This is a genomic window from Lysobacter sp. GQ73, from assembly GCF_059758755.1.
In genome coordinates this window covers 248,958-264,239 of sequence record NZ_JCAXEE010000001.1, presented here as the reverse complement: position 1 = coordinate 264,239, position 15,282 = coordinate 248,958, and the positions used below count along the sequence as shown (strand labels likewise).

Below are 15,282 nucleotides of genomic sequence, written 5' to 3'. Positions count from 1 at the left end.
ATGCGCCACAAGCTGCCGCCGGCATCCTGGAGACATGCGGGCGGGGACGACTGGGTACCCAGTCCTGACTAAGAACGACGCGGGATCGCCGCCCCCCTACCTCGACGATGACCGGACCGCCGCCGGTCGTCGGATCGATCTCGCCCGTGGGCACCTGTCGTGGGGTGAAGCGCAGGCATCGGCAACGCCGAAGCCTGCTCGCCGACCCGGTCTTGCCTGTTGTCGTGCCAGCTCGGTTCAGCCAGCCCGGTCTCGCCGGCTCCGCGGCTTTCGCCGCCGTGCCTGGCTCAACCCGCGCGCTTGCCCGTGGCCGGCCTGGTCGGCGCGCCCCTCGGCGTCGCCGGCTTCATCGGGGTCGCCGCCGGGTCCGCCACCACCGGCGCGAGGCGCAGGTCCTGGAAGTCGAAACTGAAGTCGGTCAGCGGCGAGATCGCCTCCATCCGCACCTCGCGCACCTTGCCGTCCGGGGTCAGGGCGAAGTTGACGAAGGCGTCGGCGTTGAGCCAGCGCTGATCCCAGCGGACGATGAAGGTGTCGTGCTGCCAGTGGCTGAGTTCGCCGACCAGGTCCTTGCTGCGGCCGAAGCGCAGCCGCCATCGGCCGTCGCCGGCGGCTTCGACGAAGACGTCCCCGTACCACGGGTCTCGATAGGTGCCGGCATAAGCCTGCAACGGCAGCGACGGCTTCGAGTTCGCCGCGCGCGCGGCGACGTGCTGGTTCCAGTCGTCGTCGGCCTTGCTGCGGCTCTTGGCCAGGGCTGCGGCATAGGCCGCGTTCCAGTCGGTCCTGGGCGCGCCGAGGTAGGCGTCGAGCGCGCGCATGGTCACCGCCTGGAAGGCGCCGCCGAGTTCGGCGTTGGTCAGCACCACCACGCCGAGTTTCTGTTCCGGCACCAGGGTCACCCGCGAGACCATGCCGGGCCAACCGCCGGTATGCCAGACCAGCTTGCGTCCGCGGTAATCGGTCAACTGCCAGCCCTCGCCGTAGCCGGCGAAATTGGGCTTCGCCGGCGCCAGTTCCGGCACCGGCGGCTCGGCGATCGGCATCGGCGTGACCACCGACCACATCGCCTGCTGGCGCTTGGCGCTGAACAAGCGTTGTTCCTTGTCGCCGTCGCGCGCGTAGACGCCGCCGTCGAGCTGCACGCGCATCCACTTGCTCATGTCGTGCACGCTCGAATACAGGCCGCCGGCGCCGGCGACGTTGGTCCAGGTCATGCGCGGCGCGATCTGCAGGGTCTTGAAATCGGCCTTGGCATGCCCGCTGGCGACCGCATCGCCGGCGCGCAGGGCGTCGCTGTTGTAGCGCGTCTCGTCCATGCCGAGCGGCGCGAAGATGCGCTGCGAGAGAAAGTCGCGATAGCTCTGGCCGCTGACTTTCTCGATCACGAGCTGGGCGACGCCGTAAAGGATGTTGTCGTAGGCGTACTGGCCGCGGAAGCCGCCGCTCAGCGGCACTTCGGCGAGGCGCCTGACCACTTCTTCGTTGCTGTAGTCGGTGCCCGGCCAGTACAGCAGGTCGCCGGCGCCGAGGCCCAGGCCGCTGCGATGGGCGAGCAGATCGCGCAGGCGCATCTCGCGGGTCACGTAAGGGTCGGCCATGCGGAACCAGGGCAAGCGGTCGATCACCCGGTCGTCGAGGCTGAGCTTGCCTTCGTCGGCGAGCATCGACAGCGAGGCGGCGGTGAAGGCCTTGGTGTTGGAGGCGATCGCGAACAGGGTGTGGGCGTCGACCGGTTCGGGCTTGCCGATCTCGCGCAGGCCGTAGCCGCGCTCGAGCACCACCTGGCCGTCCTTGACGATCGCCACGGCGATGCCGGGCACCTCGAACTGCTCGCGCACCGCTTCGACGTAGGCGTCGAAATCCTGCAACTGCTCGGGGAGCGCCGGCGCGGCGACGGCAGCGTTCGCGGCGGCGGCTTCGGGCGCCTGCGCGGCGGCACCGGCGGCGCTCACGCACAACAGCAGACCGGCGCCGTGCGCCTTCCAGTCGTTGGCTCGCATCGTGGTCCTTCCCGGAAAAACGCCCACTCTCGGCGATCGTCGCCGCGCGCGCCAGAGGCCGGAAGTCGTGCGTGGGCGCGGCCCGCACGCCGGGGCGGCATAATGGCCGGCCGCTACCGCGCCGCCGTCCCTTCCCGCCCATGCCCGTCAACGCAAGCACCCTGCCCGGTCTGGTCGTGATCGGCGGCGGCCCCGCCGGCCTGATGGCGGCGCACACCGCCCGTGCGATGGGCGTCGAGGTCGACCTGTTCGACGCCATGGGCTCGGTCGGGCGCAAATTCCTGATCGCCGGCAAGGGCGGGCTCAACCTCACCCACGGCGAAGCGCGGCCGGCTTTCGATCGCCGCTACGGCACGCGCAGCGAGGCGGTCGGCCGCTGGCTCGACCAGTTCGACGGCGAGGCCCTGCGCGAGTGGGCACGCGGTTTCGGCGTCGAGACCTACGTCGGCAGCTCCGGGCGGGTGTTTCCGATGGACCGCAAGGCCGCGCCACTGCTGCGCGGCTGGGTGCGTAGGTTGCGCGAGGACGGGGTGCGCTTCCACGTCCACCATCGCTGGATCGGCTGGAGCGAGGACGGCGCGCTGCGCTTCGCCACGCCCGAGGGCGAGTCGCAGGTGCGCGCCGCGGCGACGGTGCTGGCGCTCGGCGGCGGCAGTTGGCCCGAACTCGGTTCCGACGGCGCCTGGGCGGCGTGGTTGAGCGAGCGCGGCATCGATGTCGCGTCGCTGCAACCGTCGAACTGCGGCTTCGACATCGGCTGGAGCCCGCATTTCGCCGGACGCCACGCCGGCGCACCGCTCAAACCGGTCATCGCGCACTGGAGCGACGAAGCCGGAGAACACAGCCTGCAGGGCGAATGCGTGGTCACCGCGACCGGCATCGAGGGCAGCCTGATCTATGCCTTGTCGGCGGGGCTGCGCGAGCGCATCGCCGCGCACGGCCACACCGTGTTGCGATTGGACCTGGCGCCGGGCCGCGAACTCGATCGCCTGCAGCGCGATTTCGCCCAGCCGCGCCGCGGCCGCAGCGTCGGCGAGCATCTGCGGCGCCAGACCGGCCTCGACGGGGTCAAGGCGGCGCTGGTGTTCGAGGTCTTGGGCAAGGATGGCCTCGACGATCCGGCCGTGGTCGCGCAGACGATCAAGCGCCTGCCCTTGCGCCTGCTGCGCGCGCGCCCGATCGCCGAAGCGATCAGCAGCGCCGGCGGCGTGCGCCTGGAAGCGCTGGACCCGCAACTGCGCCTGCGTGCGCCGGCCGCGCGCGGTTCCGCTGACGATTCCGCGGCTGTAGCCACGGCGCAGGCGACCTTCTTCGCCGGCGAGATGCTGGACTGGGAAGCGCCGACCGGCGGCTATCTGCTGACCGCCTGCTTCGCGAGCGGCCTGATCGCCGGCCGCGCGGCGGCGCGGCATTTGCTTGGGCGTGCGGACGACTGAGCCGAGCGGACCGAGCCGAACGATCGGCTACGGCTTCGATGGCCGCGCGGCGACAGCGGTCCAACGATCCCGCCGCGCCTGTCAGCGCTTCGACTTGACCACCAAGCGGCTCGTCCAGCGCTCGTCGCGCCGGGTAGAGCCGTTGAATTCCGCACCCGCGCCGACGCTCTCGTGCCACGATGAGCGCTTCGCCAATCGGTACTCGCGGTTTTGGATTACCGCGGTTCCCCACAGCGGACACGGCACCTGGCCCCGAGGTCCAGATACGTCCTGGTGGCGCTCAGCCGATCCAGGTAGAACTCGCTCTCTTCGATTTCGATGACCAGGATCGATCGCTCCGGATTCCGCTCACGCTCGAGCGAACGCAGGTTGTCCGTGCAATCGGATAAGGCAATCCGGTCCTGCGAGCTGTGGTGGATTTCGAGCCGGGCCTGGAGGCGGCTTATTCCGGCTGCCAGGTGCTGCTTCAACCCGTCCAACAGCGCTTGTTTGTCGGCCGAGCCCGGCATGGAACCTCTCCCCGGTCGGCGTGGCGCGCGCTCAAGAACGCGACCAGCTCCTCGTGCAGAACGCGTCCGCGGCCTTCGCGAGGTCGTCCAGACCGGCCTCGCTGACGGAGGCCTGCCTGCCCTTCGGCCGCAAGGTCTTCAACGCTGGAAATCCTTCCGCCTGGGCCGCGTCGTTGAGGGCGAACTGCCCTTCGGGCGTGGCGATCGTGTTCGCATACCCTCGCGGGCGGCAGGTCAGCGTCGCCCTCTCGTAGGGCAACGGCCACCGGCCTTTGAACGTGGACTTCGTCACGACCACGGCCTTCTCCGGCACGCTTTCGGTAGCCGATACAGGGCCCGCCTGGAGCAGGCCGGCCACGACGAGCGCTGCGAAGAGCGCATGACAACGGTCCATCGTTATCTCCCCAGGCCGTCCGGCCCGCCTGTCGGTGGTTGTATATCGGCGAGCCGCAATGGCCACTCGTCCAACGCTTGCAGGCCGCCGTCTCGCCGCGCAGGCGAGCCTCATGGACTTGCCCGGCGACTACGCGAGCGCGGTGCCGGCCCGATTATTCCGCAAACGGCCGGCGGCGGCGCGCCCGTGCTCAGGTCGCCGGCTTCTCGCTCGGCTTGCCCATGTAGAACATCGAAGCGCACAGGCCCACGCCTTGCGCGGTCGCGGCGGGGACGTCGCTGCCCTGCAGGGCGATCAGCTTGACCACGTCGCCGGTGCTCTCGGTGACTTTCGCCAGGGCGATGAAACCGGTCGGGGTGTTGCCGCAAAAGGCGTTGCCCGGGGTTTCCTTCGGCGGCACCTGCTCGATCACCCGGCGCAGTTCGATCGCCTGGCTGGCTTCGACCTGCATGACCGCGCCATAGGTCTCGCCGGCGGTGTATTGGTCGCCGCCGCGTACCAGGGCGACGCGTTCGGTCTTGTACAACGAGCCGTTCTCGCCCTTGAGTTCGAGATCGTCGATGGTGAGTTTGCCGGTGGTCGCCTGGGCGACCGGGTTGCCGGGCTCGAAGGTGCCCAGGGCGACCGGCGGCAGCATCGGCGGAGCCGCGCGCGAAACCGGTTCGGCGTTCGGGTCGGGCACCGTCTGCGGTGCCTGCGGCAGGGCCGCGGTGGTTTCCTGCGGGGCCGCAGTGTTGACCGGCGCGCTCTGGCTGCACGCGGCGAGCGCCACGACGGCGAGCGCGAGCGTCGGCAAAGCGGGGAACAGACGTCGGTTCATCAGGGGTCCTCTGTACATAATCCTGGTTGCGATTGCCGCGGGTCGCGAACGCGCCGGCAAGGCCGGCGCAGGTCCGTATCGCGCCGCCGGGGAAGGCCGGCACGAGGGTGCCGGCGCGGCGCGAACGCGCAGCCTAACCGTTCGCCGTTAATAGTTCGTAAGGCCGCGCGCGGCCTGCCGCGCTCAAGCGGCCGCGTCGTCGTGCAGGGGTTGCAGCGCCGGATCCAGGGCGACGCGTTCATCGAATACGAAACAGCGGCCCTGGTAATGACGGCCGCCGACCTGCTCGAAATAGCCGAGGATGCCGCCGTCGAGCTGGAGCAGATTGTCCATGCCGTCGGCGCGCAGCCACAGCGCGGCCTTTTCGCAGCGGATGCCGCCGGTGCAGAAGCTGACCACGGTGGCGTCGGCCAGGGCTTCGCGATGCGGCGCCAGGGCCTCGGGCAGCTCGGTGAAATTGTCGATCGGCAGGGTCAGCGCGTCGGCGAAGCTGCCGTACCGGACCTCCTCGCGATTGCGCGTGTCGAGCAAGACGACCCGGCGGCCGCCGTCGTCGTGCCCGCGATCGAGCCAACGCGCGAGCGTGTCCGGCGTCACGCTCGGTGCGCGCTCGCGCAAGGGCGAAGAATGCTCGCGGCGGAAGGCGATGATTTCCGGCTTCAGCTTGACCTTGAGCCGGGCGAACGGCTGCTGGCGGCTGTGGCTGTACTTGACCACCAGCCCGGCGAAACGCGGGTCGGCGCGCAGGCCCTCGAGCAGAGCCTCGATCGGCGCGGCGGCGCCGGCCAGGAACAGGTTGATGCCCTCGCCCGCTACCAGCACGGTACCGCGCAGCTCGCCGGCTTCGGCCTGTTCACGGACCCAGGCGGCCAACCGCGGCGGGTCCTCGACGGTGGCGAAATGATAGGCGGCGATATTGACGATCATGCCGCCATTCTAACGCGCAGCGCCTCCGCGAGCCTGACATGCGGCCCCTGGGCCGGACCTGAACCGAACCGCGAACCTTCCGCGCGAACCGCGGTCCCAGGAATTGCGCGGCCCGGACAAGACGGCCAAGCAGGCCCGGACCGCGTGAAACGCCGCCGCAAGGGCGGCGGCGTTGCCCTCTCAACTGCTCCATCAGGAGGCGTTTGCATGAAGGTACAGCTCAACACCGACCACCATCTCCGCGGCGATCACTCGCTTGCCCAGCACGTCGAAGGCGTGGTCGACCACAGCCTGTCGCGTTACCGCGACCAGGTCACCCGGGTCGAAGTCCACCTGCGCGATGTCAACGGCGCCAAGGCCGGCGGGGGCGACAAACACTGCACCATCGAAGCGCGTCTGGAGGGCCGCCCGCCGGTGGCCGCCACCGAAGACGCCGACACGATGCGCGGAGCGATCAGCGGCGCGGCGCGCAAGCTGCAACGCGTGCTCGACAGTTCGCTGGGGCGGTTGTCCAGCTGATACGACTCACCTCGCCGGCGGCGAGGACCGCCGGCGCCGATGCAGGGGCCGCCGCAGCGATGCGGCGGCCTTTGTCTGTGCGGCGAGGGTAGCCGGTGTTTTGACGACCTGCATTTGAACGCGTGTGTTGAAACCGCCTGGGCCGCCGGGCTCGGTGCAGTCGCGGCAGTGCCCTGCCCGTCGCCGCCGCACAGCGCCGGCCGCGCTGCGGGCGATCAGCGCTTGGTGGTGATCGCCCGGCGCAGATTGTTGCGGGCCGCCGCGTCGTAACGGGCGTGATAGTAGTCGCTGAGGAAGATCCGCTCGCGCTTGAGCAAGCCCTTGAGGAAGCGCCGGCGATTCAGCCGGAACAAGGGCCCGGGGACATGGCCGCGGTATTCCGAGGCGATGCCGCGATCGTAGGCGTCGAACACCGCCGGCTCGGCGCCGAGGATGGCCATGTCGCCGTCGAGGAACAAGCGCGTCTCCTCGTCGACCTCGTCGGCAGCGATGGCGCTGTGGCGCGCGGTCAGTTCGATCAGTTCGGCGACGCGATCGGCATCGAGGCGCGCATCCGCCAACCAGCGCGCGATGTGTTCGCGCGCCAACAAGGCCGAACGCGCCTCGTTGTCGCGCCGCCCCGCCTCGTAGATCGCGTCGTGATACAGCACCGCAAGCGCGACCTCGCGCGGCTGCCGCCAGCCGGGGCCGGCGGCGACGTCGAGGTAATGGCGCAGCACTTCGGCGACGTGGCCGATGTTGTGATAGGCGCGCGCCGGCGTCGCATACGCGGCTTCGAGCGCGGCGCGCTGCTCGGGCGGAAGCTGCAGCGGCAGCTCGGCGAGCAGGGCCTCGGGCAGGCTGGGTCTGGGTTCGGCGAACGACATCGACATCGCGGCAGGTTTCGCAGGGGCGATGGCGGCATCTTGGCATGCCGGGGTGGCGATCGCCCTGGCCACGCGTCGCGATCGAGCCCTGGATCCCCGCCTTCGCGGGGATGACGACTGGGAAGTTGCGTATGAGTGTTCGCGAGGACGACGGCGGGAGGCCTGCGCATCGTGACCGGAGCGAGCGTCCGGCCCGCATCGAATGCATCGCACCCTGCCCCCGGCGCGGCCCGAGCCGCGCCAGGGGTTCGATCAGTACTTCTTCTCGACGTTGATCATGAAACTGTTGTCGTCGTCGTTGCCGCTGCCGAACAGGCCGCGGTACTCGAAGCGCAGGACCAGGTCGCGCTCGGTCTGCAGCACCGCGCCGATACCGAACACGAAGCGGTTGCGGTCCAGGCCCTCGAGGCGGGCGCGGTAGAACGGACCGCCGACCATGTCGGCATAGCTCATCGTCGCGAAGCTCTCGTCCTGGAAGTCGTGCTGGTACTCCAGCAGCACCGTGGGCGAGAACGTGCCCAGGCGCACCGGGTAGCGGTAATCCAGGCGCAGGCCCAGGCTGGTCGTGGTGGTGTCGACGTCCATGTCCCGATGGGTCAGCGCGTACGAGGCGTCGCCCTGCTCCGTATAGCCGTCCAGGCGCGCGCGGGCCACGTCGAGACGGGCGTACGGCGTGAAGTGCAGGCGGTCGCGCTGGTAGTCCATGCCGGCCGAGACCGAGGCGAACCACTGGCTGCCGTCGCGGTCGCCGCGGACCATGCCGCCGGTGTCGGTGACGTAGCGGCGGGTGTCGAACGACAGCCACTGGTAGCCGAGCAGGCCGTCGAGATAGAAGCTCTCGCCCGGGTGGTAGCTGGCGTACAGCACGGCGCTGTAGCTCTTGGCCTTGCTGCGGCTGCCGCGCTGGCCGACGTCGGTGTCGTCGCGGCCGTAGCCGATGCCGCCGCCGAGCGCGAAGTCCTCGCGCAGGCGGTAGTCGGCGCCGGCGCTGATGCCGCTGGTCTCGAAGTCGAAGCCGGCCGAGCCGCCGCCGCGTCCGTCGCGGTTGCCGGTGTTGATCGAACCGCCGGTCCAGATGCCGTAGCGCGTACCGCTGCCTTCGACCGGCGGCTTGGGCTCGATCGCGGCCTGCTCGTCGGCGAGCAAGGGCTGGCGGCAATCGCTGCCCGGCGTGCGCCGCGCTTCGTCGCGGCAACGCGGGTCGATCGAGAAGCTCAGGCCGTTGTCGAAGCGCGCACCGTCGCTGCCGCCCTCGTGCATGCCCTGCATGCGCTGCTGGAAGTTGCCGATCTGGGCGGTGGCGAAGCGACGCGTCGCCGACGCCTGGGCGTTGAGCAGGCCGAGCACTTCGGCGTCCTTGGAAGGATCGTTGCGCGGCAGCACTTCGATTTCGATGGTCGCCACCGCCGAGGTCGCATGGGCGTTGTCGAGGGTGAAGCTCGCCACCGCGACGCCGGAGAAGCCGATGACCGGCGTATAGCGCAGCGTGTACACGCCGCCGGAACCGCTGATCGCCGCACTGCCCGAAGACGCCGGGGCCAACGACACCAGGGTGGCCGCGGTGAACGGGCCGCCGGTCGCGCCGGCGGTCAGATCGACCGCGACCGCCGCGCCGGCGATGGTGCGGACGCGCCGCGATTGCGCCACCGGTACCGCGTTGACGATGATCGTCGAGGTGATCGGCGCGGACGGGCCGAACGCGTTGTCGAGCGTGTACACCAGGGCGATCGGGCCGACCGTGGTGCTGGCCGGGGTGTAGACGATCTGGGTGCCGCTGACCACGGCCGTGCCCGACGAGGGCGGGCTCAGCAGGGTCACGCCGGTGAACGGACTGCCGGTGGCGCCGGCGGCCGCGTCGATGGTGGCGGTCTGGGTCGACAGGATCGTCGCCGTTTGCGGCTGGCCTTGCGGCACCGGCAACGCGTTGACGGTGATCGTCACCGTGGCCGGCGCCGAGGTGCCGCCGGGGCCGCTGGCGGTGTAGGTGAAGCTGTCGCTGCCGAAGTAATTGCCGGCCGGGGTATAGACCACGTCCATGCCGCTGACCACCGCGGTGCCGTGGCTCGGCGCCGAGGCGACCGCAATGCTGGCGATGATGCCGGTGTCGTTGGCGGTGACCGGGATCGTCGCCGCCTGGTTCGACAACGTGGTAGCGCTGTCGTCGACCGCGACCGGCACCGCGTCGACGATCACGATCGTCAGCGGCGCGGTGGTGGTGTAGCCGGCGTCGTCGGTGGAACGGATGGTGGCGGTGTAACTGCCGGCGGTGGTCGGAGTGCCGCTGTAGACGCCGGCGGAACTGAAGGACAAACCGACCGGCAGATTGCCCGAGACGATCGAGTAGCTGTACGGCGCGATGCCGCCGCTGCTGCTCAGGTTCTGGCTGTAAGGCACGCCGACCACGCCGCCGGGCAAGGCCGCCGGCGAAATCACCACGGTGGCCGGGTCGATGGCGAAGGTATACACCCGCGAGCCGGTCTGGCCGTTGGCATCGGTGGCCTGCACGGTGATGCTGAAATTGCCGTCCGAGCGCGGCACGCCGGAAAGCACGCCGGCCGAGGAGAAGCTCATCCCGATCGGCAACGCGCCGCTGAGCAGCGAGAAGCTGTACGGCGCGACGCCGCCGGTGGCGGCGATGGCCGCGTTGTAGGCGACCGCGGCGGTACCGTTCGGCAGGCTCGGCGGGTCGAGCACGATGCTCGGCGTGCCGACCACGATGGTGTAGTTCTGCTGCAGCGAGAACGGCGCGCCGCTGCCGGTGCTGCTGTCCTGCACGCGCACGGCGATGTTGTAGTTGCCGGGCACCGTCGGCGTGCCGCTGAGCACGCCGGCCGAACTGAAGCTCACGCCCACCGGCAGCGAACCGGCGGCGAGGCTGAAGACGTACGGCGCCGAGCCGCCGCTCGCGGCGAAGTTGATGGCGGTCGCCGCGCCGTAGTTCATCGGCAGGTTGCCCGGGGCCGGGGTCATCGCCAGGGTCGGCGCGCCGACCGTCAGGGTGAAGATCTGGCCTTGGGTGAACGGACCGTTGCCGCTGCTGCTGTCGGTCGCGCTGGCGTTGAGGCTGAAGCTGCCCGCGGCAGTCGGCGTGCCGCTGACGGTGACACTGTCGGCGGTCGTGCCCGTGATGCTCAGCCCGGCCGGCAGGCCGGCGACGTTGTAGCCGCTGTAGGGCGCCGTGCCGCCGGCCCAGCTGAAGGTCTGGGTGTAGGCGGCGCCGACCTGCGCGGTCAGCGGGCCGCCCGCGGTCACCGTGATCACCGGGTTGGCGACGGTGATCGTGACCGTCGCCGGGGCCGATGTGCCGGCGACGTTGCTCGCGGTGTAAGTGAAGCTGTCGCTGCCCGCATAGCCCGCGGCCGGCTGGTAGGTGATCGCGGTGCCGCTGGCGATGGCCGTGCCATGCGCCGGCGCCGCCGCGATCGCGACCGAAGCCGGGATGCCGCCGGTGATGTTGAGGGTGATCGGATTGGCGCCGCTGCCGTAGGCCACCGTCGCCGAGACCGGATTGGCCACCGGCACGATGTCGTCGACGATCAGGGTGTAGCTCTGCGGCGCCGAGGTGTAAGGACCGGTACCGGTGCTGCTGTCGGTCGCGGTCGCGGCGAAGGTGTAACTGCCCGGCGCGGTCGGCGTGCCGCTGATCTGGCCGGCGCTGCTGAAGCTCATGCCCGGCGGCAGGCTGCCCGAGGCCAAGACATAGCTGTACGGCGAAGTGCCGCCGGTGGCGCCGTTGATGTTGGCGCTGTAGGCCGAAGCGACGGTGGCGTTGGCGAACGAGGTCGGCGGCAACACCACGGTCGAAGCGCCGATGCTCAGAGTGTAGGCGCGCGAACCCGTATACGGGCCGCTGCCGCTGCTGCTGTCGGTCGCGGTGACGGTGAAGTTGAAACTGCCGCCCGCAGTCGGCGTGCCGCTGAGGGCGCCGTTGCTGGCCAGGCTGAGGCCGGCCGGCAAGGCGCCGGCGGTGACCGCGAAGCTATAGCCCGGGGTGCCGCCGGACGCGGTCAGGGCCTGGCTGTACGCCTGGGCCACACCGCCCGCCGGCAGGGTCGCCGGTGCGACGCTGACCGTCGCCGCAGCCACCGTCAGCGCATACGCGCGCGAACCGGTCTGGCCGTTGGCGTCGCTCGCGGTCACGGTGAAGTTGAAACTACCGCCCGAAGTCGGCGTACCGGCGATGGTGCCGGCCGAGCTCAGGCTCAGGCCGGCCGGCAAGGCGCCGGCGGTGACCGTATAGGTGTACGGGCCGATGCCGCCGCTGGCGCTCAGATCGGTGCTATAAGCCGCAGCGACCTGCGCCCCCGGCAGCGTGGGCGGCGCGACCACGATGGTCGGCGCGGCCACCTGCAGCACGTAGTTCTGGGTGCGGGCGAACGGGGCGCCGGCACCGGTCGAGCTGTCGGTGGCGCGGACCGAGAAGGTGAACAGACCGGTCACGGTCGGGGTGCCGGACAACACGCCGGTGGCGCCGTCCAGGTTCAAGCCGGCCGGCAAGGCACCGGCCGAAACGGTATAGGCATAGGCCGGCGTGCCGCCGCTGGCGACGAAAGCCTGGCTGTAGGCGCTGCCGTAGGTCGCGTTCAAGGTGCCCGCGGCCGGCGTCATGCCCAGCGTCGGCGCACTCACCGACAGGACGAAAGCCTGGCCGACGGTAAACGGACCGTCGCCGGTGCTGCTGTCGGTCGCGCTGGCGTTGAGCGGGAAGGTGCCGGCCGCGGTCGGCGTGCCGCTCACGGTCACGCTGTTGGCGGTGGTGCCGGTGATGCTCAAACCGGCGGGCAGACCGGTCACGTTGTAACCGCTGAACGGCTGGGTGCCGCCGGACCAGGTGAAGGTCTGGGTGTAGGCGACGCCGATCTGCGCGGTGAACGGACCGGAGGCGGCCACGGTGATGCCGGGCGGGCTCACCGTGACGGTGACCGTCGCCGGTGCCGAGGTGCCGGCACCGTTGCTCGCGGTATAGGTGAAGCTGTCCGGTCCGGCATAACCCGCGGCCGGCTGGTAGGTGACGGTGGTGCCGCTGGCGATCGCGGTGCCGTGCAGCGGTGCCGTACCGATGGCCACCGAGGCCGGCACGCCGCCGGTGATGTTCAAGCTGACCGGATTGGCGCCGCTGTTGTAGGCGACGGTCGCCGAGACCGCGTTGGCGACCGGCGGGATGTTGACGATCTGCAGCGAATAGCCGCGCGGCGCCGAGCTGTAGGCGCCGGTGCCGGTGCTGCTGTCGGTAGCGACGACGGTGAAGTTGAAGGTACCGGCTGCAGTGGGCGTACCCGACAGGACGCCGGCGCTGCTCAGGCTGACCCCGGACGGGAGCGCGCCGACGCCTATCGCGTAGGTATACGGCGCGGTGCCGCCGCTGGCGGCATTGAGGGTGGCGTTATAGGCCACCCCGACCGTGCCGTTGGCCAAGGAAGTCGCCGGCAGGGTGATCGTCGGCGCGGCGATGACCAGGCTGTAGGCGCGCGAACCGGTATGCGGAGCGCCGGCGCCGGTGCTGCTGCCGCTCGCGGTGACGGTGAAGTTGAAACTGCCGCCCGCGGTCGGCGTGCCGCTCAACAGGCCTGCGCTGCTCAGGCTCAGGCCGGCCGGCAAGGCGCCGGCGGTGATCGCATAGGTGTACGGCGCGATGCCGCCGCTGGCGGTGATGGCCTGGCTGTAGGCCGCCGCGACGGCGCCGTTGGGCAGGGTCGTCGGTGCGATCGAGGTCGTCGGCGCGGCAACGGTCAGGGTGTAGGCACGAGTGCCGGTGAACGTGTTGGCATCGGTGGCGCGCACGGTGAAGTTGAAGGTGCCCGCCGCGGTCGGCGTGCCGGTCAAGGCGCCGCCGTTCGCCAGGCTCAGCCCGGCCGGCAAGGCGCCGGCAGAGATCGCGAAGGTGTATGGCGAAGTGCCGCCGCTGGCGGTGAAGGTCTGACTGTAGGCGGCGCCCACGGTCGCGCCCGGAATCGTGGCCGGGTCGACCACGATGACCGGCGCTGCCGTGACGGTGACGGTATAGAGCCGGCTGCCCTTGTTGTCGGAACCGTCCTGCGACGTGCTGTTGTCCTCGGACACGATGCGGAAGGTGTAGGTGCCGGTCGTGGTCGGGGTGCCGCTGATCACGCCGCCGCTGCTCAGGCTCAGGCCGGGCGGCAACAGGTTCGGCGCGGCCTCCACCGTATAGGCGTACGGTGCAACGCCACCGCTGCTGGCCAGCGTGGTGTTGTAGGGAATGCCTACCGCCATCGCCGGCAGGGTGGTCGGCGAGATCACCGGCGTGACGATCGGAATGACGATCGCGTACGACTTGACCGTGGTCAGCGGCGTCGGCGTGCTCGAATCGGTCACGGTGATGTTGACCGCGAAGTTGCCGCGCTGGGTCGGGGTGCCGCCGAAGGCGCCGCCCGAGAACGTCAGGCCGGTCGGCAAGGTGCCGCTGGTATGCACGAAGCTGTAGGGCCCGACGCCGCCGGTGGCGCTCAGCGCCTGGCTGAAGGGCACACCCAGCACCGGCGAGATCGAGGCCGGGCTGACGGTGATCGGCGAGGTCGGCGCGCCGATGGTGACGTTGACGGTGACTTCGTTGCCAAGGCCATCGTCGAACACGAAGGTATCGCTGGTCGCCGTGTTGCCGAGGTGGGTATAGGTCACCGTCTGGCCGAACGGACTGGTCGTCGCGGTGCCGTGTGTTGGAGGGGTCAGGATGCCGCCGATGCCGCCGTCGTCCGGGCCATCGCAGGCGCTGGCATTGATGATCTGCGTGCCGCCATTAGCCACGGAGATGTTGAACGGCCCGCAATGCGGCGACGGCGCGGCGACCGCCATCGTGGACCACAGCCCCGCCAGACACAGCAGGAGCAGGCCCACCCCTAGTTGCAGGTACCTACCCTGCCGCCCGACATTCGAGATGCCCGCGCGACGTGCCCGATGCAGATGCATGATTTCCGATCCCCTGACGCCGATGGGGCGCGGTTCCTCCGCTGCCGCCCTCGACGTTCCGCCTGTTCGACCTGGTCTGGTCCCACGCGCCGAATTGCCTCGGCGCACCCCTATCCTTGATCTAGTACGCAAATCGGGGCCGGAACCGGCCGCTTTCGCCGCGGCATTGCGTTAAGGAAAGTCATGGCGCTCCGGCGCCATGCCGGATCCGCTCGGATAGGCCCCCTCCGCCGTGCGCGGGCGGGCCGCGCGAGCGGGTCTCCGGTACGCAGTCCGGGCTCGCACGGGGCCCGGACGACATCCTCTGGGGGAAGAGATGACAGAAGTATTCCTGGGACAGATCATCACGGTGGGGTTCAATTTCGCCCCGAAGGGTTTCGCGTTCTGCGCCGGCCAAACATTGCCGATCGCACAGAACCAGGCCTTGTTCTCGCTGCTGGGCACGACCTACGGCGGCAACGGCCAGACCACCTTCCAGTTGCCGGACCTGCGCAGCCGCACGCCGGTCGGGTTCGGCCAGTCCGTCGACGGCGGCTGGAACCCGACCGCCTATCAGTTGGGCGAAACCGGCGGCGTCGAGAACGTCACCCTGCTGACGACGCAGTTGCCTGCGCACAACCATGGCCTGGTCGGCACCAGCACCAACGCCAATTCACGCGGCGCACGCGACTCCTTGTACGGCAACTGCACGATCCCGCTGTACGCCGACGTCGGCGGCCCGCAGGTGGCCTTGTCGCCGGCCGTGCTCGGCCAGGCCGGCGGCACCCAGCCGCATCCCAACCTGCAGCCCTACCTGGCGATCAATTTCTGCATCGCCCTGACCGGCATTTACCCATCGCGCAACTGACGCGGCCGGCCCAGCGCGCGCCCTCGCGGCGCCATTC

10 protein-coding genes are annotated in these 15,282 nt (G+C 70.2%); 3 read left to right on the top strand and 7 right to left on the bottom strand.

Annotation, left to right across the window (positions count from 1 at the left end; all coding sequences use genetic code 11):
* Nucleotides 1-287: 287 nt before the first annotated feature.
* Nucleotides 288-2,003, bottom strand: a complete 1,716-nt coding sequence (locus AC6CH2_RS01110) for a serine hydrolase (protein WP_498267572.1) — start codon at nt 2,001-2,003, stop codon at nt 288-290.
* Between the two features lie 140 nt (nt 2,004-2,143).
* On the opposite strand from AC6CH2_RS01110, the gene AC6CH2_RS01105 reads away from it, so the two are divergent.
* Nucleotides 2,144-3,439 (top strand): TIGR03862 family flavoprotein, encoded by a 1,296-nt coding sequence (locus AC6CH2_RS01105; protein ID WP_498267571.1) that lies wholly within the window; start codon nt 2,144-2,146, stop codon nt 3,437-3,439.
* Nucleotides 3,440-3,654: 215 nt separating this feature from the next.
* On the opposite strand, the gene AC6CH2_RS01100 is transcribed toward AC6CH2_RS01105, so the two are convergent.
* From AC6CH2_RS01100 to AC6CH2_RS01085, 4 genes are all read right to left on the bottom strand, one after another.
* Nucleotides 3,655-3,948, bottom strand: a complete 294-nt coding sequence (locus AC6CH2_RS01100) for a hypothetical protein (RefSeq protein WP_498267570.1) — start codon at nt 3,946-3,948, stop codon at nt 3,655-3,657.
* Nucleotides 3,949-3,979: 31 nt separating this feature from the next.
* Nucleotides 3,980-4,342 carry a hypothetical protein gene (locus AC6CH2_RS01095; protein WP_498267569.1) on the bottom strand — a complete coding sequence of 121 codons (363 nt, stop codon included), beginning with the start codon at nt 4,340-4,342 and terminating at the stop codon, nt 3,980-3,982.
* Nucleotides 4,343-4,532: 190 nt separating this feature from the next.
* Nucleotides 4,533-5,162, bottom strand: coding sequence for a hypothetical protein (locus AC6CH2_RS01090; RefSeq protein WP_498267568.1), 630 nt, complete (start codon nt 5,160-5,162; stop codon nt 4,533-4,535).
* 183 nt (nt 5,163-5,345) lie between these two features.
* The gene (locus tag AC6CH2_RS01085; protein ID WP_498267567.1) at nt 5,346-6,089 is read right to left on the bottom strand and encodes a sulfurtransferase; all 744 of its coding nucleotides are present in this window, start codon (nt 6,087-6,089) and stop codon (nt 5,346-5,348) included.
* 207 nt (nt 6,090-6,296) lie between these two features.
* On the opposite strand from AC6CH2_RS01085, the gene AC6CH2_RS01080 reads away from it, so the two are divergent.
* Nucleotides 6,297-6,608: an HPF/RaiA family ribosome-associated protein gene (locus AC6CH2_RS01080; RefSeq protein ID WP_498267566.1), complete on the top strand. Its 312-nt coding sequence runs from the start codon at nt 6,297-6,299 to the stop codon at nt 6,606-6,608.
* Nucleotides 6,609-6,823: 215 nt separating this feature from the next.
* On the opposite strand, the gene AC6CH2_RS01075 is transcribed toward AC6CH2_RS01080, so the two are convergent.
* Nucleotides 6,824-7,474, bottom strand: coding sequence for an HD domain-containing protein (locus tag AC6CH2_RS01075; protein WP_498268180.1), 651 nt, complete (start codon nt 7,472-7,474; stop codon nt 6,824-6,826).
* 252 nt (nt 7,475-7,726) lie between these two features.
* Entirely contained in the window at nt 7,727-14,326 is a 6,600-nt protein-coding gene (locus AC6CH2_RS01070) for a putative Ig domain-containing protein (protein ID WP_498267565.1), read from the bottom strand.
* Between the two features lie 388 nt (nt 14,327-14,714).
* Here AC6CH2_RS01070 and AC6CH2_RS01065 point away from each other — a divergent pair, with 388 nt between their 5' ends.
* A complete protein-coding gene (locus AC6CH2_RS01065; RefSeq protein WP_498267564.1) occupies nt 14,715-15,245 on the top strand; it encodes a phage tail protein in 531 nt (176 codons plus the stop codon).
* Nucleotides 15,246-15,282: the final 37 nt, after the last annotated feature.

Coding starts and splice junctions, on each gene's coding strand:
- AC6CH2_RS01110 (WP_498267572.1), bottom strand. CDS start 2,003: ATGCGAGCCAACGACTGGAAGGCGCACGGCGCCGGTCTGCTGTTGTGC.
- AC6CH2_RS01105 (WP_498267571.1), top strand. CDS start 2,144: ATGCCCGTCAACGCAAGCACCCTGCCCGGTCTGGTCGTGATCGGCGGC.
- AC6CH2_RS01100 (WP_498267570.1), bottom strand. CDS start 3,948: ATGCCGGGCTCGGCCGACAAACAAGCGCTGTTGGACGGGTTGAAGCAG.
- AC6CH2_RS01095 (WP_498267569.1), bottom strand. CDS start 4,342: ATGGACCGTTGTCATGCGCTCTTCGCAGCGCTCGTCGTGGCCGGCCTG.
- AC6CH2_RS01090 (WP_498267568.1), bottom strand. CDS start 5,162: ATGAACCGACGTCTGTTCCCCGCTTTGCCGACGCTCGCGCTCGCCGTC.
- AC6CH2_RS01085 (WP_498267567.1), bottom strand. CDS start 6,089: ATGATCGTCAATATCGCCGCCTATCATTTCGCCACCGTCGAGGACCCG.
- AC6CH2_RS01080 (WP_498267566.1), top strand. CDS start 6,297: ATGAAGGTACAGCTCAACACCGACCACCATCTCCGCGGCGATCACTCG.
- AC6CH2_RS01075 (WP_498268180.1), bottom strand. CDS start 7,474: ATGTCGTTCGCCGAACCCAGACCCAGCCTGCCCGAGGCCCTGCTCGCC.
- AC6CH2_RS01065 (WP_498267564.1), top strand. CDS start 14,715: ATGACAGAAGTATTCCTGGGACAGATCATCACGGTGGGGTTCAATTTC.